The 23,892-nt window shown below is 69.2% G+C and carries 24 protein-coding genes; 11 read left to right on the forward strand and 13 right to left on the reverse strand.

Annotated features, from left to right (window positions below):
- Positions 1–46: 46 nt before the first annotated feature.
- The gene (locus ACWPN7_RS21925; protein ID WP_456521604.1) at positions 47–1,291 is read right to left on the reverse strand and encodes a L,D-transpeptidase family protein; all 1,245 of its coding nucleotides are present in this window, start codon (positions 1,289–1,291) and stop codon (positions 47–49) included.
- A 332-nt stretch (positions 1,292–1,623) separates the two neighbouring features.
- Here ACWPN7_RS21925 and mepK point away from each other — a divergent pair, with 332 nt between their 5' ends.
- On the forward strand, positions 1,624–2,220 hold the full coding sequence (gene mepK / locus ACWPN7_RS21930) for a peptidoglycan L,D-endopeptidase MepK (protein ID WP_051657771.1): 597 nt from the start codon (positions 1,624–1,626) through the stop codon (positions 2,218–2,220).
- Positions 2,221–2,416: 196 nt separating this feature from the next.
- Positions 2,417–3,592: a baeRF3 domain-containing protein gene (locus ACWPN7_RS21935; RefSeq protein WP_137114911.1), complete on the forward strand. Its 1,176-nt coding sequence runs from the start codon at positions 2,417–2,419 to the stop codon at positions 3,590–3,592.
- 69 nt (positions 3,593–3,661) lie between these two features.
- Here the strand turns inward: ACWPN7_RS21935 and ACWPN7_RS21940 are convergent, their stop codons facing one another.
- Entirely contained in the window at positions 3,662–4,378 is a 717-nt protein-coding gene (locus ACWPN7_RS21940) for a helix-turn-helix domain-containing protein (RefSeq protein ID WP_456521603.1), read from the reverse strand.
- A 499-nt stretch (positions 4,379–4,877) separates the two neighbouring features.
- Between ACWPN7_RS21940 and ACWPN7_RS21945 the strand changes: the two genes are divergently transcribed.
- Positions 4,878–7,316: a methyl-accepting chemotaxis protein gene (locus ACWPN7_RS21945; RefSeq protein WP_149648431.1), complete on the forward strand. Its 2,439-nt coding sequence runs from the start codon at positions 4,878–4,880 to the stop codon at positions 7,314–7,316.
- A gap of 104 nt (positions 7,317–7,420) precedes the next feature.
- Positions 7,421–7,798, forward strand: a complete 378-nt coding sequence (locus ACWPN7_RS21950) for a hypothetical protein (RefSeq protein ID WP_137103352.1) — start codon at positions 7,421–7,423, stop codon at positions 7,796–7,798.
- A gap of 195 nt (positions 7,799–7,993) precedes the next feature.
- Here ACWPN7_RS21950 and ACWPN7_RS21955 read toward each other — a convergent pair whose 3' ends face one another.
- Positions 7,994–8,545 carry a hypothetical protein gene (locus ACWPN7_RS21955; protein ID WP_149648433.1) on the reverse strand — a complete coding sequence of 184 codons (552 nt, stop codon included), beginning with the start codon at positions 8,543–8,545 and terminating at the stop codon, positions 7,994–7,996.
- Positions 8,546–8,615: 70 nt separating this feature from the next.
- Positions 8,616–9,647: a cation diffusion facilitator family transporter gene (locus tag ACWPN7_RS21960; protein WP_459195923.1), complete on the reverse strand. Its 1,032-nt coding sequence runs from the start codon at positions 9,645–9,647 to the stop codon at positions 8,616–8,618.
- Positions 9,648–9,834: 187 nt separating this feature from the next.
- Here ACWPN7_RS21960 and ACWPN7_RS21965 point away from each other — a divergent pair, with 187 nt between their 5' ends.
- The 5 genes from ACWPN7_RS21965 (at position 9,835) to accC (ending at position 14,556) form a co-directional block, all read left to right on the forward strand.
- Positions 9,835–11,298, forward strand: coding sequence for a dynamin family protein (locus tag ACWPN7_RS21965; RefSeq protein ID WP_459195922.1), 1,464 nt, complete (start codon positions 9,835–9,837; stop codon positions 11,296–11,298).
- 63 nt (positions 11,299–11,361) lie between these two features.
- Positions 11,362–12,144, forward strand: coding sequence for a substrate-binding periplasmic protein (locus ACWPN7_RS21970; RefSeq protein WP_492273441.1), 783 nt, complete (start codon positions 11,362–11,364; stop codon positions 12,142–12,144).
- 125 nt (positions 12,145–12,269) lie between these two features.
- Positions 12,270–12,719 carry a type II 3-dehydroquinate dehydratase gene (gene aroQ / locus ACWPN7_RS21975; RefSeq protein ID WP_014241158.1) on the forward strand — a complete coding sequence of 150 codons (450 nt, stop codon included), beginning with the start codon at positions 12,270–12,272 and terminating at the stop codon, positions 12,717–12,719.
- Between the two features lie 23 nt (positions 12,720–12,742).
- Positions 12,743–13,192 carry an acetyl-CoA carboxylase biotin carboxyl carrier protein gene (gene accB / locus ACWPN7_RS21980; protein WP_451992580.1) on the forward strand — a complete coding sequence of 150 codons (450 nt, stop codon included), beginning with the start codon at positions 12,743–12,745 and terminating at the stop codon, positions 13,190–13,192.
- Positions 13,193–13,212: 20 nt separating this feature from the next.
- A complete protein-coding gene (accC, locus tag ACWPN7_RS21985; protein ID WP_014241156.1) occupies positions 13,213–14,556 on the forward strand; it encodes an acetyl-CoA carboxylase biotin carboxylase subunit in 1,344 nt (447 codons plus the stop codon).
- A gap of 140 nt (positions 14,557–14,696) precedes the next feature.
- Here accC and ACWPN7_RS21990 read toward each other — a convergent pair whose 3' ends face one another.
- Complete coding sequence (locus tag ACWPN7_RS21990) at positions 14,697–15,350, reverse strand: ribonuclease T2 family protein (protein ID WP_200475640.1); 654 nt, start codon at positions 15,348–15,350, stop codon at positions 14,697–14,699.
- A gap of 125 nt (positions 15,351–15,475) precedes the next feature.
- Between ACWPN7_RS21990 and aat the strand changes: the two genes are divergently transcribed.
- Positions 15,476–16,117 (forward strand): leucyl/phenylalanyl-tRNA--protein transferase, encoded by a 642-nt coding sequence (gene aat / locus ACWPN7_RS21995; protein WP_149648437.1) that lies wholly within the window; start codon positions 15,476–15,478, stop codon positions 16,115–16,117.
- A 21-nt stretch (positions 16,118–16,138) separates the two neighbouring features.
- On the opposite strand, the gene ACWPN7_RS22000 is transcribed toward aat, so the two are convergent.
- The 8 genes from ACWPN7_RS22000 to ACWPN7_RS22035 form a co-directional block, all read right to left on the reverse strand.
- A complete protein-coding gene (locus tag ACWPN7_RS22000) occupies positions 16,139–16,606 on the reverse strand; it encodes a DUF2155 domain-containing protein (RefSeq protein ID WP_349618748.1) in 468 nt (155 codons plus the stop codon).
- A 104-nt stretch (positions 16,607–16,710) separates the two neighbouring features.
- The gene (locus tag ACWPN7_RS22005) at positions 16,711–16,980 is read right to left on the reverse strand and encodes a YMGG-like glycine zipper-containing protein (protein WP_038526642.1); all 270 of its coding nucleotides are present in this window, start codon (positions 16,978–16,980) and stop codon (positions 16,711–16,713) included.
- 171 nt (positions 16,981–17,151) lie between these two features.
- Positions 17,152–17,637, reverse strand: coding sequence for an outer membrane lipid asymmetry maintenance protein MlaD (gene mlaD / locus ACWPN7_RS22010; protein WP_459195920.1), 486 nt, complete (start codon positions 17,635–17,637; stop codon positions 17,152–17,154).
- A 30-nt stretch (positions 17,638–17,667) separates the two neighbouring features.
- Positions 17,668–18,060 carry an NADH:ubiquinone oxidoreductase subunit NDUFA12 gene (locus ACWPN7_RS22015; protein WP_038526645.1) on the reverse strand — a complete coding sequence of 131 codons (393 nt, stop codon included), beginning with the start codon at positions 18,058–18,060 and terminating at the stop codon, positions 17,668–17,670.
- A 129-nt stretch (positions 18,061–18,189) separates the two neighbouring features.
- Entirely contained in the window at positions 18,190–18,861 is a 672-nt protein-coding gene (locus ACWPN7_RS22020; RefSeq protein WP_038526648.1) for a LysE family translocator, read from the reverse strand.
- Positions 18,862–18,872: 11 nt separating this feature from the next.
- A complete protein-coding gene (locus ACWPN7_RS22025) occupies positions 18,873–19,781 on the reverse strand; it encodes a lipid A biosynthesis lauroyl acyltransferase (protein ID WP_459195919.1) in 909 nt (302 codons plus the stop codon).
- Positions 19,774–20,784 (reverse strand): tetraacyldisaccharide 4'-kinase, encoded by a 1,011-nt coding sequence (gene lpxK / locus ACWPN7_RS22030; protein WP_200475638.1) that lies wholly within the window; start codon positions 20,782–20,784, stop codon positions 19,774–19,776. The genes ACWPN7_RS22025 and lpxK overlap by 8 nt, the downstream gene beginning before the upstream one ends.
- The gene (locus tag ACWPN7_RS22035) at positions 20,781–22,064 is read right to left on the reverse strand and encodes a 3-deoxy-D-manno-octulosonic acid transferase (RefSeq protein WP_451992572.1); all 1,284 of its coding nucleotides are present in this window, start codon (positions 22,062–22,064) and stop codon (positions 20,781–20,783) included. The genes lpxK and ACWPN7_RS22035 overlap by 4 nt, the downstream gene beginning before the upstream one ends.
- Positions 22,065–22,349: 285 nt before the next feature.
- Between ACWPN7_RS22035 and ACWPN7_RS22040 the strand changes: the two genes are divergently transcribed.
- A complete protein-coding gene (locus ACWPN7_RS22040; RefSeq protein WP_459195918.1) occupies positions 22,350–23,705 on the forward strand; it encodes a methyl-accepting chemotaxis protein in 1,356 nt (451 codons plus the stop codon).
- Positions 23,706–23,892 lie beyond the last annotated feature (187 nt).

Here is a 23,892-nt window from a genome sequence, read left to right on the forward strand (position 1 = left end):
CCCACCAACCGGCGGGGGCTTTTTCTTGGAAGGGTTTTCCTTGAATTCAGGCTCTTTGGGCTGGAGGCATCGGGTCGGCCGAGGTCGGACCGCTCGGGTCCGGTGCCGCGGCTGGAACGGTGTCCTCGTTCAGGTCATAGATGTCCGGGTGCAGGCGGACGGCGTCGCGGTCGTCCACCGTCGCGGTCCAGTAGACGAAGCGCACCGGCACCGGCTGGGAAAGCTTGATCCATTGCGGTTCCTGCCGGTCCAGCATGCGGTCGAGCCGCGCCGTGGACACATGCTCGGTCGCCAGAAGCGCCTCGGCCATGCCGCGCGCGTCCTCCAGGCGGACGCAACCGGAGCTGACGGTGCGGATCTCGCGGTCGAACAACCGCGGCTCGTTGGTGCCGTGCAGGTAGATGTTGTAGGGGTTGGTCATGTTGAACCGGTACCGGCCCAGCGCGTTGTGGTCGCCCGGCTGCTGGACGATCCGCACGCGGCGCGGCGAGACGTTGCGCCAGTCCACGACGCCCGGTTCGACCGGGGCGCCGTCCAGATAGACCACCGCGTTGGCGATGCCCGGCGTGCCCTTGGCCCGCAGCAGGGGCAGCTTGTCCTCCTTCAGGACGGTGGGCGGCACGGTCCAGGTCGGGTTGACGATGACGTGGGTGATCTGGTCCTGAAGCAGCGGCGTCTCGCGCGACGGGCGCCCGACGATGGAGCGCATGGTCAGCGCCTCCTCCCCGTCGCGGACCAGCGTGGTGGTCTGGCTGGGCAGGTTCACCAGGATCACGGTGTCCGGCGCGGTGTCGCGGAAGGCGCGCATGGACAGCGCGCTGCGCCGCATCTGGGCGGCCGCCTCCTGCGGGCTGCGGTCCAGCGCCACCCGCGTGCCGCCGCCGACCAGCCCGTCGACCTTCATGCGCTGGCTGAACTGGAAGGCGCGCACCGCGGTGTCCACCTCCTCGTCGTACAGATCGCCCCGGCGCAGCCGGTCGAGGAAACCCAGTTCGGCCAAGCGCTGCGTCAGCCGCTCCACGCGTTCGCCGCTGCTGCCCGTCTTGAGAAGCGGGCCGGACCCGATGCGGGTGATGGGACGCTCCGGTTCCGCCTCCAGCACCGTGGCGGCGGCGTCCAGCCGGTCGGCCCAGCCGGTCAGCGTGTCGCGGTAGGGGGCCGCCTCGGCGGTGGCCGGGGTGGCGGTAAGGGTGGCGGCCGTGCCGGCGATCACGGACAGCGCCAGCGTCAGCGCGGCCAGGACCGGCGCCGGGCGGCGTGGTTGGTCGGTAAGCGTCTGGGATGTGTGCATGATCCGTCCTCGGCTGGCAGGTGGTCCGATCCCCTGTCCTTTCTATCGAATGTAGTACGTGAAGCCCCGTCCGGCGAGGCGGGGACGCGCGTTCCAGGGGTCGGGAAATCGGCGTACGGCCTCCGGCCAGGGGGCAACCAGTGCGGGTGAGGGCGCCGAGGGCCGATTTGTGACCGATTCGGGCCATTTTCGGGTTGATCCCGGCCAAGCCCTAGCCTATAGGGAATAGTCGTTCGCTATGACCACAATATTTTGGTCCTATCCGAACAATCCCTAGGGGGCCGGCCGGCGCTGGAACGGTGCGGCCCGATCACCAAAATGCATAGGGAGTGATGCTTTTGGGGAGTGACGACCGTGCCGCGCCGATGAATGGGCGCGAGACTGGCCGCCGTGGGTTTCTGACCTTCGCCGCCGCGACCCTGACCGCCCTGGCCGTTCCGGTCCTGGTGCCCGCCGCGCCGGCCCTTGCGGCCCCCCTGGCCGGCGGCGTCCGCCGACTGGCCCTGCACAACATCAACACCAACGAACAGTTCAGCGGCGTCTATTGGGCCGATGGCGCTTACCGACCGGACGCGCTGAAAAGGCTGGACGTGCTGCTGCGCGATCATCGGGCCAAGCAGGTCGGCCGCTACGACCCCCGCCTGTTCGACGTGCTGGCCCGTCTGCATCAGACGCTGGACAGCGACGAGCCCTTCCGGGTCATCTGCGGCTACCGCTCGCGCCGCACCAACGCCATGGCCCGCCGCCGCTCGCGCGGGGTGGCGAAGGAAAGCTACCACACCCGCGGCATGGCCATCGACGTGATGCTGCCGGATGTCGAGTTGAAGGCCATCGCCACCGCGGCCCGCGGCATGGAGGCCGGCGGCGTCGGCTACTACCCGCGCAGCGGCTTCGTGCACATCGACACCGGGCCCGTCCGCACCTGGTGACGTCGGACCTGGGGTGGGGCCTGGGGTGGGGCCTGTGGTCGGCCGCGATCCTCGTCGCGGGCGTCATAGGCCGGGTTGCCGTACGCCCTGTTCCGGGCGCCTGCCCAGTCGGTAGGCACCCCGGAACCATGGCCCGGCGCGCCGGTTGCTCCAATCGGAATTCCCCGAACGAGCAACACGGAGGGCGACGAAGGCGATGTTCTGCAAACACGATCTGGAACGACTCCTGACCGTCGATGCCGCCCCGGCGGTGTCCATCTTCCTGCCCACCCACATCGCCGGGCGCGACATCCGCCAAGACGTGATCCGGCTGCGCAACCTGCTCGCCAAGGCCCAGGACCAGCTGTGCGAGAAGCACGGCCTGCGCCGGCCCGACGCCGAAGCGTTCCTAAAGCCGGCCTCCGACCTGCTGGAGCAGAACGAGTTCTGGCGCCATATGGACCGTGGGCTGGCGATTTTCCTGGCCAAGGGCGTGTCGGCCATCCACCGCGTGCCCGTTGAACTGCCGGAGGAGGTCGTCGTCAATGCGCGCTTCACGCTGCGGCCTTTGCTGCCGCTGTTGGCGGATGACGGAACCTTCATGATCCTGGCCGTCACCGCCGGGCGGGCTCGGCTGTTCTGCGCGACCCGCCACGGCATCGCGGAGGAGGATGCCGGCCTGCCGCAGGGTGTCGCGGAAATCCATGCCGAAACCAATTACGAAAACAACCTGCACTCAGCCCCGCCGGCCCGCCATGCCGACCGCACGGACCGCGGCGGCGTGTCGATGGTCAAGACGCACAATTTCGGCGAAGATCCCGAGGAACTGCGCAAGGCCCATCTCATCGAGTATCTCGGTCGGGTCGGTGGTCGCGTGCGCGATCACCTGAAGCCTTTCCGCGGCCCGCTCGTCTTGGTGGCGGACGAGGAGATCCAGGGGCATTTGCGCAAGGACGCGCATCTTCAGGGACTGCTGGAGCAGGGGGTGGTCACGAACCCCGATGCGCTGGATGTGGAGGAGTTGCACCGTCGCGCCTACGCGGTGGTCCAGCCGATGTTCGAGTCGACCCGGCGGACGGCCGTGGAGCGCTTCAACGCCCTGTATGGCGACCGCAACACGGCGGAACGGACGACGACGCGGGCCGAGGATGTGATGGTGGCGGCGCGCGAGGGACGGGTCGGGGTTCTGCTGGTGGCCGGGAACGAGAAGGTCTGGGGGCATTTCCGGGAGGACTATCACCGGGCCTTCCCGTTGCATCATGAAACGGACGGCGCCATCGACCTCGTCGAGGAGGCCGCCACCGAAACGCTGCTGCGCGGCGGCGAGGTGCATGTGGTGACCAAGGAGGAGCTGCCCTCCGGCGCCTCGACCGCAGCGATCCTGCGCTTCTGATCGCCGATACCAGGAGTCGTTCGGTTTGGGCGGTGTCCTGTGGGGCGCCGCCCCACCGGCGTTTCGCCGTCAGGTGGACGCCTTGCTGGGCTTGCCGGCGTGGTAAATGTCGGCCGGATCCCAGACCGCGCCATGGCGCCGCCGCTTTCCGCCGGTCGTCTCGACCTTGATGCGGGACTTGGCGGGCGCTTTCGCTGCCATCTTTCCCACCGGCGTCTTTCCCCCGGGTGCCCTTCCCACCAGCGCGTTCGACGCCGTCGGGACCGTCAGCGTACTCCTCTCTCCCGGGAAGCCGTTCGGCGCGCTTCCCATGAGCGCGGCGCTCGCCAGTCCACTCTCCTCCTCATCCCGCGCCTCCTGCAGGTGAGGCGACAGGGAGCTGAGGAGCGACAGGAGTTCATCGCCAACACTGTCCGGTGCGGCCCGCCACAAGCGCAGCATGCGCGCCTCGCGGCGGCTGATGGAACTGTCGCTGATTCGCGCGTTGTCCGCGCTGGGCGTCCTCGTGACGGAGGCTTGCGGATCGTCGTAGCAATCGAAGAAAAAACTGACGGGAACGTCAAGTACCTGCCCCAGACGATACAACGTTCCGGCCGAGATCCGGTTGGAGCCGCGCTCGTATTTCTGGACCTGTTGAAACGTCAGGCCAATGGCTTCGCCCAGCTTTTCCTGGCTCATGCCCATCAAGGTGCGGCGCATGCGAACGCGCTGCCCGACATGTGCATCGACCGACCAGGATTCGGGCGATCCGCGCCGCCCCCTTTTGCGCACCGCAGGTTCGCTCATGGACCCGGAACTCCAATGCTTGCGAATAAATATGTAGGATTTGAGAATGTTAAAGAGATTGTTCACACAGAACTTTCCGGTGCGCAAGCGGAATCTCTGAAATTACTGCTCTATGGTTGTTGTTTAGGCATGAATGAGGGCATATGAATTCCCTGGTCCCTTGCGGTCCGGTGTGTTGAAGGCACTGATTGCGGCGCTTTGCCTGCGTCGCGCGTGACGGTTGCACGCTTCCACAGGGCGTTGAACTGGAAATAAATGGCGCAAAATCGCGCTCTATATAAAAATAATATTTTAATTTATGGTGATTTTGCCGCCTCGTCCTGGTGTGGAAACACTTTGATAATCAAATTCGGATAGGCCGGATGAGATAGAATTCGCGCCACAGGCTGCGCCGGGTCCGGGTGCCGGACCGGCGGGGAAGGGTGGCGGCGACGGTCGGCTGCGACGGTCGGCGGCGAGTTTCCTTGCGCTGCCGCGTCGCAATCAAAGGATCAGGTCGATGCAGACAAGCAGTCTGGCGGGACGCTTCAAGGTCGGGACCCGCATTTACTTTGGTTTCCTCGTGGTGTTGCTGCTGCTGGCGGTGGTGGTCGCCATCGGCGTGCGGGGCCTCGGGGTGGCGCGGGACGGCTTCGAATCCTATGCGGCGGTGAGCAACCACTCGATCCAGGTCAGTTCCATCGACGCGCAGGTCGCCCAGATGCGCCGCCTCGCCCTGACCTTCAACACGTTCGGCGACCCGAAGGTGGCGGATCAGGTGCGCGCCGTCCAGGCGACCCTCGTCAAGGATCTGCGGAGCGCCCTGGACGGCACGACCGGCGAACGCCGCGCCCTGCTGGAGCGGATGAATCAGGTCTTCGCCAACTATGTGACCGACTTCAACACGCTGGCGGAGCTTCGCCTGCGCCGCGACCGCCTGTACACCGAGCAGCTCGTCCCGGCGGGCGAGAAGGCGCGCGAGACCGTGTCGCAGCTCGTCTCCACCCTGATCGCCGACGGCGAGCACGAGGCCGCGGCCAACGCCGCCCTCGCGCAGGAGCAGCTTCTGCTGGCGCGGCTGGCCGCGTCGCGCTTCTTCACCAGCCCGAACGAGTCGATCATCACGGAGGTGTCGGCCCGTGACGACGCCTTCGGCGAGGCCATCCGCCGGGCGACGGAGCGGCTGAACAACCCGGCGCGCCGGGCCGCGGCGCTGGCCGCCGACCAGCTGGCCGACCGCTACGTCTCGCTGTTCCGCGAAACCGCCGCCGTCATGCTGGAAAACACCCGGCTGGTCGACGTGATGGGCGCCCGCGGCGTCGAGTTCGCCGATCTTTCCGACCGCACCGTCGCGATCGAGGGCAAGGACCGCGAGGGCGTTCTGGCCGAAACCACCGGCAGCATGGACCGCACCCTGTCGGCCAACGTGACGATTGCGGCCGGCGCCTTCCTGTTCGGCCTGCTGCTGGCCTGGGCGGTGGCGCGGTCCATCGTGAAGCCGGTCGTGTCGATGACCGAGACGATGACCAACCTCGCCGGCGGCGACTTGACGGTGACCATCCCGGCGCTGGCCAACCGCGACGAGATCGGGCAGATGGCGCAGGCGGTGCAGGTGTTCAAGGACAACGCCATCCAGAAGAAGGCGATGGACGAGGCCGAGCGCGAACGTCTGGAGGCCGAACGCCGCGCCGACGAGGCGCAGCGCGCCCGCGAGACCGCCATCGGCGAGGAGATCGCCGCGCTGATCGACGGCGTGTCGAAGGGCGACCTGTCGCGTCGCCTGGAGCTGACCGGCAAGGACGGCTTCTACAAGACCATGTCGGAGGGCATCAACCGCCTGACCGACACGGTCGAGGCGGTCATCGCCGACCTCGGCGCGGTGCTCAGCGCGCTTGCCCAGGGTGACCTCAACAAGCGGGTGGAGCGCGACTACCAGGGCGCCTTCCAGACGCTGAAGACCGACGTCAACACGACATCCGCCAAGCTCGGCGAGATCGTCGGCCAGATCCTGCGCGCCACCGACGCGATTTCCGGCGCGGCCTCCGAAGTCTCGCTGGGGTCGAGCGACCTCGCGGAGCGGACGGAGCAGCAGGCCTCCTCGCTGGAGGAGACGGCGGCGAGCATGGAGGAGCTGGGGGCAACCGTGCGCTCCAACGCTGACAACGCCCAGCGCGCCAACGGCATGGCCGCCGACGCCCGCACCGCTGCGGAGTCCGGCGGGACGGTGGCGGATTCGGCCATCGACGCGATGAAGCGCATTGAGGCGTCGAGCCGCAAGATCACCGACATCATCGGGGTGATCGACGAGATTGCCTTCCAGACCAACCTGCTGGCGCTGAACGCGGCGGTCGAGGCGGCGCGGGCCGGCGACGCCGGGCGCGGCTTCGCGGTGGTGGCGCAGGAGGTGCGCAATCTCGCCCAGCGCTCCGCCCAGGCGTCCAAGGAGATCAAGGGCCTGATCCTCGACAGCGACAGTCAGGTGAAGGACGGGGTGGAGCTGGTCAAGAAGGCCGGCGACGCGCTGGAGGGCATCGTGTCGGGCGTCCAGCAGGTTGCCGGGCTGATCGCCGAGATGGCCTCGGCCTCTTCGGAGCAGGCGGCGGCGCTCGACGAGATCAACGCCACCGTCTCGCAAATGGACGAGATGACCCAGAAGAACGCCGCGCTCGTCGAGGAAACCACCGCGGCGGCCCAGTCGCTCGCCAACCAGGCGACGGACCTGCGGTCGCTGGTCAGCTTCTTCAAGCTGGACGCGGCGGCCCTTGCGGCGGCGCCCGCCGTCCACCATGGCGGGGCGTCGCCGGCTTTGCGGCGCAGCATTGCTCCGACCAAGCCAGCCCCCGCCAAGCCCGCGGTGCGCAAGGCGGCGGCTCCGGCCCGTCCGGTGGCGGCGGGCAAGGCGGCTTCGGCGACCTTGCAACGCGCTTCCGCCGATGAGGACGATTGGAAGGAGTTCTGAGTCGAGCTGCGCTGAAAAAAGCGTGCGATGGAAAGGGCGGCGCGGACGTTTGTCAGGGTAGGCCATCACACCGGCCTCATCCACCAACCGGGAGTGACGAACCCATGACCGCGCGCCGCCCCATCCCCGTAAGTCTCATGGCGCCTCTGTTCCTTGCCGGCGCCCTGTGGACGGTGCCGGCGGGCGCCGCCGACACGCCGCCCCCGCCCGGCGCCACGCCTCCGGCCCCCGGGGCGCCCAGCACGCCGGGCGAGCAGGCCCGCCAGGGCGTGGAATTGCTGATGAAGGCTCTGGAGGGGTGGGTGCGGCAGGTGCCGATGTTCGCTCCCCCCGAAGTCACGCCGGAGGGCGACATCGTCATCCGGCGTCTCGACCGTTCCCGCCCGGCACCGCCCAACCCTGGGCCGGCCGAACCGGCGCCGCCGAAGTCCGAACCACCGAAGTCCGAACCGCCGGTGCCAAACGCACCGACCGACCTTTAAGGCCAGCGGCGAAGCCCGATACAGCGTGTCACGCAGCGCGCCGGCGTGGTCTTCGATGCGTGGCGAAGCCTTCAAGCAGCCTTAACGCTCCCTTAATTCATAGTTAACGGTAGGTTAACGACCGTTTGCGGGCCGAACAGAGGCCGCACGGGGCGGTCTGCGTGACGCGCTGTATCGGCCTTTCCGGTCTGCCGGTCAGCCGGCGTGCCAGGGGCCTCCGGGGCGGGCGAAGCCCTCCACCTGATCGCGCAGCTTCTGGATTTGCGACGGGGTGAGGGTGAGGCCAAGACGCGCGGCGAAGGCGGCGGCCAGCGCGCCGCGCGTCGGGCGCTCCCCCCGGTCCGACAGGGTGCGGTACAGTTCGAACGCCGCGGCGTAGCGTTGCAAGGCGTCCGGGCGGCGGCGCAACTGGGCCGCCTGCGGGGTGGCGGCCCCCTCCAGATGGGCTTCCAGGCGGCGCAGGGCGTCCGCCGCCGACAGGGCGGGCAGGGAAACGGGCGGCTCGGGTTCCCGCTCGGGCCGGCCGATGGCCGCCTTGGCGCGGTGCCGCCGCTGGCGCAGCCGGTCGTCGTTGCGCAGGCGCTCCGCATAGGCGGGGTCGCTGCGCCGCCGCTCGGTGCGGGCCCGGTTGGCGCGGGCGTTGCGCTCCTCCCGATCCGCGTGGCTCTGCGGATCGCTGAGCAGGAAGGCCAGCTCCTCCGCGGTCAGGCGCAGGGAGTCGGTGTCGGGGTCGTTTTCGGCAGTCATGCCGAAAGCAACGTTTCGGGCGCCGGTTCCGATCCATACCACCAAAGAAGGTCACAGTTCGGGGAGCGCGTCAGGCCGCGTGGTGCATCTCCCGGCCGTCCGGGCAGGGGCCGGTTTCGACCTGGACCGTGGCGTGGCCGATGCCGAAGCGTCCGCGCAGGGTCTCGACCAGATCGCGCAACACCGCGTCGCGGTCGGTTCCCGGCGGCACCACGGCGTGCATGGTCAGCAGCGGCCGTTCCGCCGTCAGCGACCAGACATGGACGTGATGGATGTCGGTGACCGCCGGCACAGCCTCGTGCAGGGCGCTGCGCAGCTCGTCCACGTCGATGCCGACCGGCGTGCCCTCCACCAGGATGTGGGCGCTCTGCCGCACCACCTCCCAGGCGCCGCGCAGGATCAGCAGGGCGACCAGCACCGACAGGATCGGGTCGATGGGTGTCCAGCCGGTCGCCAGGATGATGCCCGCCGCCACGACCGCCGCCACCGAGCCGAGCAGGTCGCCCAGCACGTGCAGGGCGGCGCCGCGGACGTTCAGGTTCTCCCGGTCGCCGCGGTGCAGGATGTAGAGGCCGGCGAGGTTGCCCAGCCCGCCCAGCACCGCCACCGCCATCATGGTGCCGCCCAGGACCGGCTGGGGTTCCATCAGCCGTTGCGCCGCCTCCCACAGGATCCAGGCGGAGAGCAGGAACAGGCTGAGGCCGTTGACGAAAGCGGCGAGGACCTGGAGCCGGTGGTAGCCGAAGCTGCGCCGCCGGTCCGACGGGCGCCGCCCCAGCCGGAAGGCCAGCCAAGCCAGCGCCAGCGCCGCCGCGTCGGTCAGCATGTGCCCGGCGTCGGCCAGCAGGGCGAGCGACCCGGACAGCACGCCGCCCACCACCTCCGCCACCATCAGGCTGGCGGTCAACAACAGGACCAGCAAAATCCGCCGCTCGCTGTCGGCCGTCACCGTCGCGGTGTGGGCATGGCCGTGGCTGTGGGCATGTCCGTGGTCATGGCCGTGCTCATGCCCATTCCCGTGCTCATGATCATGGTCATGATGCTGGTGGTCGTGGTCATGATCGTGGTCATGGGCACCGTGGCCCTGCGGTCCCTGCGTCACTGGCCTGCCCCCTCGCGGTCATGCTTGGAATAGGACGACGGCGTCAGGATAGGACCGATGCTGCGCCGCCGTCACGGCGTTTCCGGTCACGGCGATTTCGCTGTCCATCGCAACGGCCCCTCGTGCTAGAGAATGCCTCCGACACGACACGTCACCCCATTTCACAGCAGACGGGACCCGGCCGGCCATGACCCCCAGGCAAGCCCTCCAGCAGCGCCTCGCCGCCCTGGACGCGCATCTCCGCGCGGAAAACCCGAACCTCCTCCCGGTCATTCCGACCTTCCGCAATTTCGACCGGGTGCTGGTCCGGCTGGGCCTGCTGGGGCCGCACGAGTCGCTGACCACGCGCATTCCGTGGTGGCCGATGATCGCGGTGCTGGGGACCTTCTCCGCGGGCAAGTCCACCTTCCTCAACGGCTATCTCGGCGCGCCGCTGCAGAACACCGGCAACCAGGCGGTGGACGACAAGTTCACGGTGATCTGCCACGGTCAGGAGACCCGGCGTGAGGCCCTGCCGGGCACCGCGCTGAACGCCGACCCGCGCTTTCCCTTCTACCGGATCGCCGACGAGATCGAGAAGGTCGCGGCGGGCGAGGGCAAGCGCATCGACAACTACCTGCAGCTCAAGACGCTGTCCGGCGACCGGGCGCGCGGCAAGATCTTCATCGACTCGCCGGGCTTCGATGCCGACGACCAGCGCCGCTCGGTGCTGCGGCTGGTCGATCACATCGTCGAGCTGTCCGACCTCGTGCTGGTCTTCTTCGACGGGCGCCATCCGGAGCCGGGGGCGATGCAGGACACGCTGAAGCATCTGGTGGCGAAGACGGTGGACCGCGCCGATGCGCGCAAGGTCTGCTACATCCTGAACCAGATCGACACCACGGCGAAGGAAGACAATCTGGAGGCGGTGTTCGGCGCGTGGCAGCGCGCCATCGCCCAGGCCGGTCTGGTGTCCGGCCGCTTCTACGCCCTCTACGACAGCAAGTCGGCGGTCGCCATCGCTGACGACGCGGTGCGCGCCCGCTACGAGGCGAGGCGCGACTCCGACCTTGCCGAACTCCAGGTGCGCATCAACGAGGTGGAGGTCGCCCGCGCCTACCGCATCGTCGGCATGATCGACAGCCTCGTGAAGGAGTTGAAGGGCGAGATCGTCCCGCAGCTCGCCGCGGCGATGAAGCGCTGGCGCAAGCTGGTGCTGATCGGCGACGCGGTGTGGCTGGCCCTGCTCGCCCTGCTGTTCGGCGGGATCGCCAGCCTCGCCGGCGGCGACACGGTGTCGGCGTTCCTGACCTGGCTGACCCAGTCGCAGCCGGCCTGGGCCGGCGGCCTGCCGGTCGGGGTTCTGGCGGCGCTGGTGGTGCTGGGCGGCCTGTTCGGCGCGGGGCATTTCTGGCTGCGCTCCTTCATGGCCCGGCGGGTCGCCCGCAGCCTGCCGGAGCGCTACGGCGACGTGGACCTGAACCTCCAGCAGGGCTTCCTGCGCAACACCCGCTTCTTCCGCTCGATCTTCCGCAAGAAGCCGGTGGGCTGGAGCGGCGGTGCGGAAAAGCGCATCTTCTCCATCCGCGAGGCGGTGGCGGAGCATGTCCAGCGCATCAACGACCTGTTCACCGACCCCGCCGGGCGGCGCAACCGCGCCCCGGCGGAGTGAGCGGGCGTCTGCGGGAGAGGGGTTAGGGGATAGGCGATGGCGGGGCGGCGGTGTCTTCTGACCATGCTCCTGCTGTTGGCGGCGGTCGGCCCCGTCCGGGCGGCCCCGCTCGATTCGGCGCTCCTTGGCTCGGCCCCCCTCAACTCGGCCCCCCTCGACTCGGCCCTGGACCTGGTCACCGGCAACGACTTCGCTCCCTTCACCGGGGAGGATCTGCCGGAGGGCGGTCTGCTGGCCGAGATCGTGCGCCGCGCCTTCGGCGAGGTCGGGCTGCGTTACGAGGTGCGCTTCATGCCCTGGCGCCGCGGCTACGACGGCGTCCTGGCGGGCAAGTTCCTGGGCACCTTTCCCTATGTCCGCACGCCGGACCGCGAGATGGAGATGCTGTTCTCCGACCCGCTGCTGGAGGTGCGCCAACTCGTCTACCTGTCCGCCCACAGCGGCATGGTGTTCCACACGCCGCAGGATTTCCGGGGCCGCACGGTCTGCGCGCCGGTCGGCTACGCCCTGCCGGCGGAGCTGGCGGAACTGGCCGCGGCGGGCGTACTGGCGCGGGAAAGCCCGGCGGACCTGCCGGCCTGCGTGCGGATGGTCGCCTCGGGCCGGGTGGACGCCTTCGTCATCGACGAATTCACCGGGCGGAGCGCGGTGGCGAAGGCGATGGTCGGGGACGAGATCCGCGTCGCCCCCTTGCCCTACGCCCGCGCCGGGCAGCACCTGATTCTCTCGCGTTCGTTGCCGGAGGCGGCGGCAATCCTGGCCGCCTTCAACGCCGGATTGAGGAAATTAAAGGATGGCGGCGCCTTCGAGGAGATCCTGCGCCGCCATCTGTCCGCCGCGCCGTGAGGCGTTTGGCGCCGAAGGGGGCAGAACACGCCGAATGGGCGTAACGTTTGCGCCATGCGGCATTGCCAGCGCGACGCAAAGTGCTATAAACGCGCGGACTCGATCTTGGAAAAGGGGCGTGGCCCGTGGCCATCGACGCTTCCGTTCTGGTCCTGAACGGACCGAACCTGAACATGCTGGGCGTGCGCGAACCGCACATTTATGGCTCCATGACGCTCGACGATCTGGAAGGCGCGTGCCAGGAACGCGCCGAACAGCTCGGGCTGGCCATCGACTTCCGGCAGTCGAACCACGAGGGCGAACTCGTTTCCTGGATTCAGCAGGCGCGGACGGAGCATGACGGCATCGTCATCAACGCCGGCGCCTACAGCCACACCTCCGTCGCCATCATGGACGCGCTGATCCTGTCCGAGCTGCCGATCGTCGAGGTGCATCTCTCCAACATCTACAAGCGTGAGGCCATCCGCCACCACTCGCACATTTCCGCGGTGGCCAAGGGGATGATCTGCGGCTTCGGCCCTCACGGGTATCTGCTGGCGCTGGACGCCATGGCGAATATCCTCGAGCGCGACTAAGGAACACGGGAAAAACGAACACCATGGCAAGCTTCGACATCGACGGCGATCTGGTCCGCAAGCTCGCGGATCTCCTGCGTGAGACGGGCTTGAGCGAGATCGAGTTTGCCGAGGGCGAGAAGCGGATCCGCGTCACCCGCCCGACGGCCGCCCAGGCGGTGGCCGTGCACGCTCCGGTCGCCGCTCCCGCCCCCGTTGCGGCTCCGGCCGCCGTCCCGGCGGGCAAGCCCGTCAGCCATCCCGGCGCCGTCACCTCGCCGATGGTCGGCACGGCCTACGCCGCGGCCGAGCCGGGCGGCACGCCCTTCGTTCGCGTCGGCGACACGGTGAAGGCCGGCCAGACCGTCCTCATCATCGAGGCGATGAAGGTCATGAACCCCATCAAGGCCCCGCGGGGCGGCACGGTTGTCGAGGTCCTGGTCTCCGACAGCCAGCCGGTGGAGTTCGGCGAAGTCCTTATGATCATCGAGTGAGCGGGGATCATCCCTTGGCGATGTTCGAGAAGGTCCTGATCGCGAACCGCGGTGAGATTGCTCTGCGCATCCACCGCGCCTGCCGTGAGATGGGAATCCAGACCGTGGCGGTGCATTCCACCGCCGACGCCGACGCCATGCACGTCCGCCTCGCGGACGAAAGCGTGTGCATCGGCCCCGCGTCGGCCCGCGAAAGCTACCTGAACATTCCGGCGATCCTGTCGGCAGCGTCGATCACCGGGGCGGACGCGATCCATCCCGGCATTGGCTTCCTGTCGGAGAACGCCCAGTTCGCGGAGATGGTGGAGGAGCACGGCTTCACCTTCATCGGCCCGACCGCGGAGCACATCCGCATCATGGGCGACAAGGTCACCGCGAAGAAGACGGTGATGGAGCAGGGGCTGCCCGTGGTCCCCGGTTCCGACGGCCCTGTGCCGACGCTGGAGGAGGCGGAGAAGATCGGCCGCGAGACCGGCTATCCGATCCTCATCAAGGCGGCGGCGGGCGGCGGCGGCAAGGGCATGAAGGTCGCCCGCAACCCCGACCAGCTCAAGGAAGCCTACCAGCTCGCCCGTGGCGAGGCGCGCGCCGCCTTCGGCAATGACGAGGTCTACATCGAGAAGTATCTCGGCAAGCCCCGGCACATCGAGATCCAGCTTCTCGGCGACGAGCACGGCAACTGCGTGCATTTCGGCGAGCGCGACTGCTCCGTGCAGCGCCGTCACCAGAAGGTCATCGAGGAAGCCCCGTCGCCGGCCCTGAACGCCGAGCAGCGCGCCTTCATCGGCGATCTGGCGGCCAAGACGGCGGCGGCCATCGGCTACCGCGGCGTCGGCACGATGGAGTTCCTGTTCGAGGACGGGCAGTTCTACTTCATCGAGATGAACACCCGCCTGCAGGTCGAGCACACGATCACCGAGATGATCACCGGCATCGATCTGGTGCGCGAGCAGATCCGCGTGGCGACCGGCGCCCCGCTCGGCTACGGCCAGGCGGACATCCGCTTCCAGGGCCATTCGATCGAGTGCCGCGTGAACGCGGAGCATCCGGAGACCTTCATCCCGTCGCCGGGCAAGATCGACGGCTACCACGCGCCGGGCGGCCTGGGCGTGCGCGTCGACTCGGCGCTCTACGACGGCTACCGCATCCCGCCCCACTACGACAGCCTGATCGCCAAGCTGGTCGTCCACGGCACCACCCGCAACGAGTGCCTGATGCGGCTGCGCCGGACGATCGAGGAGTATGTGATCGGCGGCGTCGACACCACGCTGCCCCTGCACCAGCGCATCATCGCGCAGCAGGCCTTCATCGACGGCAACTACGACATCCACTGGCTCGAACAGCTGATGGGCATGAAGAAGTAAGCCGTCGAACGGTTCGCCGAGCGGGTCAATGAAAAGAGCCCTTCTTCCCTGGTGGGGAGGAAGGGCTCTTTTCGTTTGGGGCAGATTCTAACCCTCTCCCTTCCGGGGAGAGGGAACATCGAAAGCGTTCATTTCGGATGTCACGGCGCCGCGGTCAGCAGCGCGTCGCGGCGGCAGCGGTCGACCACCTTGACGCCGCAGGGCATGAAGGACAGGTCCTTGTTCAGGCACAGCCGCACCTCGGCCACGTCGCGTTTGGAGCAGACCAGCGCCACCGACTCCGGTTCCAGCCCCGGATTGGCCTGCACGAACAGGCGCTCGACCTGGGTCGCCGGGATCGACAGGTCGGGCTTCGGGGCCTGGAGGGCCTCAGGGATATTCACCTTGGCGAAGGCCTTGCGGACCTGCGCGAAATAGTCGGTGACGGGCAGGCCGCTGCAGGTGCCGTGCTTCGTCCATTGGTGCACGATCAGCCCGACGCTGGGCATCACCGGCATGGTGGCGTCGACCACGGCGCGGGGGACCGTGCGGTCGCGGGTGCAGGTGGCCGGATAGCCGCCGTTGCTGTATTGCGGCCACAGGCCGTGGACGATGAAGCCGAACTTGCGCTCCACCCCGCACTGGTCGGGATCGGAATCGCCCTGATTCTTGGCGCAGTGGGTGGGCGACCAGGACAGGCTGAGCACATAGTAATCGAAGGTGCCGGGCTCCGCCTTGCGCTGCGCCCATGACGCGCCGGTCATCGAGAGAAACGCAACCACCGATACGGCGATGGCTGACAGAACCGTCTTCATGTTGGAACTCCTGCGATAAACACCTCTTTCCGTTGCATACCATGGTGGGAGCCACCTGTCGCGCGGAAGTGGTGCGCTGAGATAACGTTGCGGGGGTGAGGGGGCAAACGGCTATAGTGTCCGCGATGATCGAACTGTCCGCATCGCTGCTTCTGCGCGCCTACGCCGCCGGCATTTTCCCGATGGCGGAGAACGCCGACTCCGAGGAGCTGTACTGGTTCGATCCGGAGCGGCGCGGCGTCCTGCCGCTGGAGGGCTTCCACGTCCCGCGCAAGCTGCGCAAGACGGTGCGGCGCGGTCCGTTCGCTCTGCGCTTCGACACGGCTTTCCGCGCGGTGATCGAGGCCTGCGCGGAGCCGACCCCGGACCGCCCGAAGACCTGGATCAACGGCGACATCCTGCGGCTCTACACCGAACTGCACGAGCGCGGCTGCGCCCACAGCGTGGAATGCTGGAGCGGCGGCCAACTCGTCGGTGGCCTCTACGGCGTCGCGCTGGGCGGCGCCTTCTTCGGGGAAAGCATGTTCAGCCGCGTCACCGACGCCAGCAAGGTGGCGCTGGTGCATCTGGTCGCCCGATTGCGGGCGGCGGGCTACACGCTGCTGGACGCGCAATTCGTGACGGAGCATCTGAGCCAGTTCGGCGCCATGGAGATCCCGCGCGCCGAGTACCGCCGCCGGCTGGCCGCCGCCCTGGCGGTGCCGACCGACTTCGGCGGCGTCGACCAGGACGCGGCCATCACGGCGTTGTTCGGCGCGGAGGGCTGAAGGCGGGGCGCTGGGCCGGCCTCAGTCGCCCTCGCAGGACAGGACCCAGACGTCGTAGATCGGGTGCTCCATCGCCGACAGGGCGGGGCTGGAGGCGAACATCCAGCCGCTGAACACCGGCTCGGCCTGCTCGCCGGGCTTGCTCTCGATCACTTCGAGGAAGGCGGCGGTCTCCGGCGGCTCGATCGGCGGGTTCTCCTTGCAGGCGCGCAGGGTGATGCGCAGGCTGCCGAGCGCCTTGGTCTCGCCGACGGCGATGGTGAAGGTGGAGGTGCGGGCGGTGATCTTGTCCAGCCCCTGCAGCTTGGCGGCGGAGCGGCTGACCATCTCCTCCGGCACCGGGGCGGCGGCGGCCGGGCCGGTCAGGCTGGTCAGGCCCAGGGCCGGAAGGCAGAGCAGCGCGGCCGCCAGGGCCGCGTCGCGAACGCGTTTGCCACCGACCGGGCCGATGAGGCTTTTCGGAGTCGTCGTCACTGGGATCGTCGTCACTGGGGATCGCTTCCGTGATGTCGAACGGCGTGGGCCGAAACCCGACAGCCTTCTAGCCCGGAAGCGTCTCCCCGTCTACTCCGTGACCGCTTTGTCGGGGCCGCTTACTGGGTGATGCTGCCGCTGGGGCGGGTGCCGCCATAGGGGGCCTTGGTGGTGGACGGACCGGCGGTGCCCTCCTTCTCCTCGACCTTCTGGGTGGCGGTGCCGCCCGCGGCACCCGCGGCGCCACCGACCACCGCGCCGACCGGCCCGCCGACCACGGCACCCGCCGCAGCCCCGCCCAGTGCGCCGCTGGCGGCCTTCTCCTCGGTGTTGACGCCGCAAGCGGCGGCGAGCAGAGCGAGGCCGAGAACCAGGAAACGGGCTTTCATCGCTGATCTCCTTTGATGAGTCTGGCGTGATGGGTATGCCGTGTTGGGTCTGCGGAAGGAAACGGCAGCGTGGCCGCGGCTGTTCCGAAGGAGGCCGGGAAAAAGTGGGTGAGCAAACGAAAAAAGGGGCCGTGAGGCCCCTTCGTTCGTCGTCTCAATTGTGTGCAGCGTTTACAGCTTGGGCGGCTCGCCGCCCTCCTGGCTGGGCTTGCTCATGTTCTGCAGCGAGAAGATGACCTGGCCCAGGAGCTGCTCGATGCCGGGGGTGCTCTGCGTGTATTCGACGCGGCCGTCCGGCTTGAGCATGTCTTCTTCGCCGCCCGGCTCCAGCGACAGGAACTTGCCGCCCAGCAGGCTTTCCGAGGCGATGACCGCCGCGGTGTCCTTGGGCAGCTTGATGTCCGGGTGGATCGACATGTGCACGACCGCCTGATAGCTCTTCGGGTCGAGCGTCAGTTCGGTGACCGACCCCACCTTCACGCCGCTGATCCGCACGTCCGCACCGCTCTGCAGGCCGGAGATGCTGGTGAAATTGGCGGTGAGGGCGTAGCCGTTCACCTTGCGCAAATCGGCGCTGGTGTAGGCGAAAGCCAGAAAAAAGCCGGCCACGGCGAGGACGACCCCGCCGAGCACGGTTTCAATCACATTGCGGCGCATGAGGGATTCCTAAGGGACCGCGTGGGCGTCTCAGCCCGGAGTCCAGGGTTCGTAATCGCCGGTGGCGCGCACGCGCTGCCCGCCCGCATACTGGTGCCCGGGCGGCCGGTAGGCCTGGAGCGAGCCGGACAGGTTCGGGAGATGTTCCTTCTGCCACGGCTTGTGGAAGGCGCTGTTGCCTTCCGGCAGCGGCTCCTTGGTGGTGTGGTGCAGCCAGGAATGCCATTCCGGCGGCACCTTGGAGGCATCCGGCTCGCCGGCATAGATCACCCAGCGGCGTTCCTTGACGCCGGCGATCGCGCTCGGGGAGCGGTAATAGGTGTTGCCGAAGCGGTCGGTGCCGACCTTGTTGCCCCGGCGCCAGGTGACAAACCGGATGTGGATGTTCGCCATCCAGGTGATCAGGGAGATCTTCTCGCTCATCGTCGCTCGCGGTCGGTAAGCCATTCGGCCGGACGGGCTGGCCGGTTAAACGCGGGCGGCACTATGACACCCCCGGCCACGCTCGTCCACTGACTCCGCAACGTCTTTTCCCGCCTGACGGATTTGCCGTCAGGCGATGCGCCGGTCGGTCAGCAGCAGGCGCAGCGCGAAACCCAGGAACAGCACCCCCGCGACACCGTCCAGAACCGCCCGCACCCGCGCGCTCGACAGGGCGCGGCGTGCGGCCCCGGCGCTGAGGGCGGCGACGCCCAGCAGGTAGAGGCCGCCGATGACGCCGAGGATCGAGCCGAGCAGGAAGATCTGCAACGCGACGTGGCCGAGCGCCGGTGCGACGAATTGCGGCACGAAGGCGAGATAGAAGAGGATGACCTTCGGATTCAGCAGGTTGGTCAGCAACGCCTGGAGGAAGACGCGGTGCGCCGGGGCCGACTCGGGCTTGGCGGTGGTCGCCTCTTCGCCGCCGCGGCGGCCGAAGCCGGTCCGCAGGGCGCTCCACAGCGCCCGCCCGCCGATCCAGCCCAGATAGGCCCCGCCGGCGTAGCGCAGCACGTCGAACAGGGCCGGCGAGGCGGCGACCAGTGCCGAGATGCCGGCGGCGGCGAGCAGCGCGTGGATCAGGTTGCCCAGCGTGATGCCGGCGGTGGCGACCACCCCGGCGTTGCGCCCCTCCATCACGCTGCGCGACAGGACGAGCAGCGAATCCGGTCCCGGCGCCAGCGTCAGGACCAGCGCCGCGACGAGGTAGAGCTGAAGCAGATGCGGGTCGAGCGGCAGGGGCATGGAAGTCTCCGTCAGTCGGGCCAGCGCCGGTGCAGCCAGAGCCATTCGGCGGGGCGCTCGCGAATCCATTGCTCCAACAGGGCGTTCAGACGCTCCATCAAAATCCGCACATCAGCGTTGCGGTCGCCGCTGTTCGGTGGCTCCACCGGCGGCAGGACGGTGATGCGGAAGCGCGCGCCGTTCAGACGCTCGGTGCGCGCCGGCACCAGCGGGATGCCCAGCCGCAGGGCGAGCTGTGCCGCCGCCGGGGCGGTCATGGCGTCGCGCCCGAAGAAGGGGACGGGCATGCCGTCGTTCATCTTCTGGTCGATCAGCATGCCGACATGCCCGCCCTTGGTCAGCACCCGGATCAGCGTGCGCGCGCCCTCAGGCCCCTTGGGAATGTGCGTGCCGCCGGCGGCCCCCCGCAGTTCAGTCAGCAGCCGGTCGACATAGGGGTTGTTGGGCGCGCGGTAGACCACCGCCAGTTCCAATCCCATCTTGCGGGAGCAGACGGGCTTCACTTCCCAGTTGGCGAAATGGCCGGACACCAGGATGCCGGCCTTGCCGTCCTCGCGCAGGGCGTCGATGTGCTCCGCCCCGATCACCTCGGTCCGCCCGCCGGGGCCATAGGCACCGATGGCGTCCAGATGCGGGTACTCGGCGATGACGCGGCCCAGATTGTCCCACATGCCGAGGATGATCGCGTCGATCTCCGCGGGGGATTTCTCGGGGAAGGCGCGCTCCAGGTTGCGGCGGGCGGTGCGGGTGCTGCGAAGGCGCGGGCCGACGGTCCGTCCGATCCAGCCGCCGAGCGCCGAGGCGCGGTCGACCGGAAGGGCGCGGAACAGGCCGCAGAAGCCGTGGACGAGAACGGCCTCCAGCGGGTAGCCGACCCGGCGGGTCAGCCAGGACACCAGGGGGCCGCGCGGCTTAGCCATTGGGAACTCCAGTCGGAAGCCCGGTCAGAAGAGGGGCGAGCAGGCGGTCGAGGGCGGCGGGGTCCCGCCAGACGGCGCGCACCGGCACCGCCCGGACCAGGGCGCGCAGAGGGTCCGGCAGGCGGACGGCGTCCTTCACGGTGGTGACCGGCAGGGCGCCCAGCGCGGTGGCGCGGTCGACCAGCGCCATCACCTCCTCGGGGCGGTAGGGATGGTGGTCGGCGAAGGCGGCGCGCTCCACCACGCGGGCGCCCAGCGCCTCCAGCGTCGCGAAGAACTTCTCGGGCCGCCCGATGCCGGCGAAGGCGAGGACCGCTTGTCCGGCCAGCGCGCGGGCGCTTTCCACCGGTTCCAGGCGGGCGTGCAGGACGGGCAGGGCGCCGGCCACGCGCCGCTCCACCCCGGTGCGGTCCTCGCCCACGACCACAACGGCCCCGGCGCGGGCCAGGCCGCGCTCCACCGGTTCGCGGAGGGGGCCGGCGGGGATGAGACGGCCGTTGCCGAAGCCCACCGCCCCGTCCACCACGATCAGCGAGAAATCCTTGGCGAGGCCGGGATTCTGGAAGCCATCGTCCATCACCAGCACGGGCGCGCCGGCGGTGATGGCCGCTCGCGCCCCGGCGGCCCGGTCGCGCGCCACCCAGCAGCGGCCGTGGGCGGCCAGCAGCAGCGCCTCGTCGCCCACCGCGGCGGAATCATGGACGCCGAGATTGACGGCCAGCGGCCCTCGCTCGCGCCCGCCATGGCCGCGGGTGAGGAAGGCGGGGGCGATGCCGCGGGCGCGCAGGGCGTCGGCCAGGGCGATGCAGACCGGTGTCTTGCCGGCCCCGCCCGCCACCAGATTGCCGACGCAGATCACGGGGACGGCGGCCTGCTCCGGCTGCTTCGCCGCCATGCGCAGCCGTCCGGCCAGCCCGTAGAGCGCGCCCAGCGGGGCGAGCGCCCAGCCCAGAGCCGCCCCGGCGGCTCCGCCGGACCCGTACCAGAAGCCGGGCGTCCTCATGCCGCCGGCCGGACGCTGCCGATGCCCAGGACAGGGGCGAGGGCCGCCAGCGCGCGGTCGACGATCCGCCGGTTGCCCCCGGTCACCGCGGCCGCCCCGGCGGCGACGCGGGCGCGGGCGGCCTCGTCGGCCAGCAGGCGCCCGACCGCGTCGGGCAGCGCCTCCGCTCCGGCCACTGGCAGGGCGCCACCGGCGGCTTCGAGCTGGCGGGTGATCTCCGTGAAGTTCCACATGTGCGGACCGTAGAGAACGGCGCAGCCGAGCAGGGCCGGCTCCACCGGGTTCTGGCCGCCGTGGGGCACGAAGGAACCGCCCATGCAGACCACCGGGGACAGCCGGTAGAACAGCCCCATCTCCCCCATCGTGTCGGCGATATGCACAGCATCGGCGGCGGTGGGCAGGGTGCCTTCGCTGCGGCGCGAGACGGTCAGGCCGCGCCCGCGCAGCAGCGCCGCGACGTCGGCGCCGCGGTGGGCGTGGCGGGGGATCAGCAGGGTCAGCAGGCCGGGCAGGCGTGGGGCCAGCGCCTCATGCACCGCGGCGGCCAGCTCGTCCTCGCCGGGGTGGGTGCTGGCGAGCAGCCAGACGGGGCGCCCGGCGCAGGCCGTGCGCAGCGCCGCCAGTGCCGCCGGGTCGGCGGGGGGCGGCTCGGCGGAGAATTTCAGGTTGCCGACGCTGACAACGCCCCGAGCGCCGAGACGGCGCAGGCGGTCGGCGTCCTCCTCCGACTGGGCCAGCGTGACCTGGAAGGTGGAGAGCAGCGGCGTGATCAGGCCCGACGCGCAACGCCAGCGGTTGAAGGAGCGCTCCGACATGCGGGCGTTGACCAGCGCCGCCGGAATGCCGCGCGCCCGCACGGCGCCGAGCAGGTTGGGCCAGATCTCCGATTCCGTCCACAGCACCAGATCGGGGCGCCAATGGTCGAGGAAGCGGTCCACCGCCGCCGGCAGGTCCACCGGCACATACTGGTGAAAGGCGCGCTCCGGCAGGCGGCGGGCCATCAGCTCCGCCGAGGTGACCGTGCCGGTGGTCATCAGGACCGTCAGGTCCGGCGTCTCGTCGAGCAGGCGGTCGATGAGGACGAGAACCGAGTTGGCTTCCCCCACGCTGGCCGCGTGAATCCAGGCGAGCCGTCCGGGCGGGCGCGGGCGCGCGGCCGTGCCGAACCGTTCCCCCCGGCGGGCGGAGTCCTCCTTGCCGGCGGCAAGCCGTCGGTCGAGGTACAGACGAACCGCCGGCCCGGCGAGGGTCGTCAAGCCGCGGTAGAGTGATTGAAGCATGCGGGTCGAAACGCCATCCGACAAAACCAACGCGGCCAAGTTTCCCGGCCGCGGTCCCCACCACTTTAGCACGGGGGGCTGTGGCAGAGGTAAGGCTTTGCGCTAGTGCCCGCCGGAAGGCTGATGGCCGTATGGGGTTTGCTCGCATACTAGGGTATGACGATTTTGCGACCCATTATGATAATTTTGAAGCAATCCGCTGCTATCCTGGTGGCGTAGAAACGTTGGCAGTTTCGAGGGAGGCGGGCAATGCGCCGGTCTCCAACATTTTGGGATGATAACATCATGGCGGGCGTACAGGAACGTGACGGCCAGGAAAACCGGCTCCGGGCCTTCAACATCACCGAAGCGGACATCGCGCGCCTGCGCGCCAACCGGGAGTTCGCGCAGCACCGTCTGCCCGTGCTTCTGGAACAGTGGCACAGCGCCTTCGCGGCGTGGCCGGAGATCCGCGACGCCCTGACCGTGCCCGACGTCCACGCCGCGCGTGTCGCCCATTGGAGCCGCGTGGTTTCGGGCGACCTCGGTGCGGGCTTCCTGGATTCCGCCCACCGGCTGGCCAAGGCCTTCTACGACAACGGCGTGCCGGGCTATGCGGTGGCCATCTGCCATCACACGGTGTCCAACGGCATCGTCCGCGAGCTGGGCCTCGACGCGGCGGCGGGGCAACGGTCGCTGTTCGGAGCGAAGAGGGCGGCGGAGGCCGCCGCCCTGCGCGACACGCTGGGCCGCGTCGCCTGGCTCGACCTCGAGGTGCTGCTGGAGACCTACGCGGCGGCCGAGCAGGAGAGCAAGCGCGCCATCCTGAGCCAGCTCGCCGACAGCCTGGAAGGCAGCGTCAGCGGCATCGCCGACAACACGGTGGCCGCGTCGGACGAGATGAAGGGCAACGCCCAGCGCATGGCGCAGATCGCCGCCGCCACCAACCGGCAGTCGCTCGCCGTGGCCGCCGCCGCCGAGCAGGCGTCCGCCAACGTGCAGACGGTCGCCGCCGCGTCGGAACAGCTCACCAGCTCCATCGGCGAGATCAGCCGGCAGGTCGCCCAGTCCTCGCAGATCGCCCGCGGCGCGGTGGCCGAGGCGGAGCGGACCAACAGCACGGTGAACGGTCTGGTCGACGCCGCCCAGAAGATCGGCGCGGTGCTTCAGCTCATCAACAGCATCGCCGGGCAGACCAACCTGCTGGCGCTGAACGCAACCATCGAGGCGGCTCGCGCCGGGGAGGCCGGCAAGGGCTTCGCCGTGGTCGCGCAGGAGGTCAAGAACCTCGCCAACCAGACGGCCAAGGCGACCGAGGACATCTCCGCCCAGATCGCCAGCATCCAGGAGGTGGCGCGCGGTTCCGCCGAGGCGCTGAGCGGGATCGGCGCCACCATCGGCAGCATCAACGACATCGTCATCACGGTCGCCGCCGCGGTGGAGCAGCAGACCAGCGCCACCCAGGAGATCGTCCGCAACGTCCAGGAGGCCGCCCGCGGGACCCGCAGCGTGAGCGACACCATCGGCGCGGTGACCCGCGGCGCGTCGGAGACCGGCAGCCTCGCCGAGGAGGTGCTGGGGTCCGCCGGCAACCTGCACCGCGAATCCGACCGCCTGCGCGAGAGCGTGGACCTGTTCATGCAGCGCATCCGCGCCGCGTGATCGGGGGAGCGGGGGCGGCCGTGCGCCGGTCCCGCTCCATGTCCTCCTCAGGCGAAAGCAACCGTGTTTTGCTAAGCGGGAACTACGCCTTTGGACGCAGTTCTTGTTTGGATCCCGCGTGTCTTTAATGTCGAGTTAAAGGAGGTGGCCGTGTGGCAGCGGAGCAGGAAAACCAGGTAACGGCTAG

This window comes from Azospirillum sp. UENF 312511, assembly GCF_058780635.1.

Bases quoted from the DNA above. Each gene is read 5' to 3' on its own strand.
- aat (WP_149648437.1), top strand. From the start codon at position 15,476: ATGATCGAACTGTCCGCATCGCTGCTTCTGCGCGCCTACGCCGCCGGC.
- ACWPN7_RS21965 (WP_459195922.1), top strand. From the start codon at position 9,835: ATGACCCCCAGGCAAGCCCTCCAGCAGCGCCTCGCCGCCCTGGACGCG.
- ACWPN7_RS22040 (WP_459195918.1), top strand. From the start codon at position 22,350: ATGGCGGGCGTACAGGAACGTGACGGCCAGGAAAACCGGCTCCGGGCC.
- ACWPN7_RS21945 (WP_149648431.1), top strand. From the start codon at position 4,878: ATGCAGACAAGCAGTCTGGCGGGACGCTTCAAGGTCGGGACCCGCATT.
- mepK (WP_051657771.1), top strand. From the start codon at position 1,624: ATGCTTTTGGGGAGTGACGACCGTGCCGCGCCGATGAATGGGCGCGAG.
- lpxK (WP_200475638.1), bottom strand. From the start codon at position 20,784: ATGAGGACGCCCGGCTTCTGGTACGGGTCCGGCGGAGCCGCCGGGGCG.
- ACWPN7_RS22020 (WP_038526648.1), bottom strand. From the start codon at position 18,861: ATGCCCCTGCCGCTCGACCCGCATCTGCTTCAGCTCTACCTCGTCGCG.
- ACWPN7_RS21955 (WP_149648433.1), bottom strand. From the start codon at position 8,545: ATGACTGCCGAAAACGACCCCGACACCGACTCCCTGCGCCTGACCGCG.
- ACWPN7_RS21990 (WP_200475640.1), bottom strand. From the start codon at position 15,350: ATGAAGACGGTTCTGTCAGCCATCGCCGTATCGGTGGTTGCGTTTCTC.
- ACWPN7_RS22015 (WP_038526645.1), bottom strand. From the start codon at position 18,060: ATGAGCGAGAAGATCTCCCTGATCACCTGGATGGCGAACATCCACATC.
- mlaD (WP_459195920.1), bottom strand. From the start codon at position 17,637: ATGCGCCGCAATGTGATTGAAACCGTGCTCGGCGGGGTCGTCCTCGCC.
- accC (WP_014241156.1), top strand. From the start codon at position 13,213: ATGTTCGAGAAGGTCCTGATCGCGAACCGCGGTGAGATTGCTCTGCGC.
- ACWPN7_RS21970 (WP_492273441.1), top strand. From the start codon at position 11,362: ATGCTCCTGCTGTTGGCGGCGGTCGGCCCCGTCCGGGCGGCCCCGCTC.
- ACWPN7_RS21950 (WP_137103352.1), top strand. From the start codon at position 7,421: ATGACCGCGCGCCGCCCCATCCCCGTAAGTCTCATGGCGCCTCTGTTC.
- ACWPN7_RS21940 (WP_456521603.1), bottom strand. From the start codon at position 4,378: ATGAGCGAACCTGCGGTGCGCAAAAGGGGGCGGCGCGGATCGCCCGAA.
- ACWPN7_RS22025 (WP_459195919.1), bottom strand. From the start codon at position 19,781: ATGGCTAAGCCGCGCGGCCCCCTGGTGTCCTGGCTGACCCGCCGGGTC.
- accB (WP_451992580.1), top strand. From the start codon at position 12,743: ATGGCAAGCTTCGACATCGACGGCGATCTGGTCCGCAAGCTCGCGGAT.
- ACWPN7_RS21935 (WP_137114911.1), top strand. From the start codon at position 2,417: ATGTTCTGCAAACACGATCTGGAACGACTCCTGACCGTCGATGCCGCC.
- ACWPN7_RS22035 (WP_451992572.1), bottom strand. From the start codon at position 22,064: ATGCTTCAATCACTCTACCGCGGCTTGACGACCCTCGCCGGGCCGGCG.
- ACWPN7_RS22005 (WP_038526642.1), bottom strand. From the start codon at position 16,980: ATGAAAGCCCGTTTCCTGGTTCTCGGCCTCGCTCTGCTCGCCGCCGCT.
- ACWPN7_RS21925 (WP_456521604.1), bottom strand. From the start codon at position 1,291: ATGCACACATCCCAGACGCTTACCGACCAACCACGCCGCCCGGCGCCG.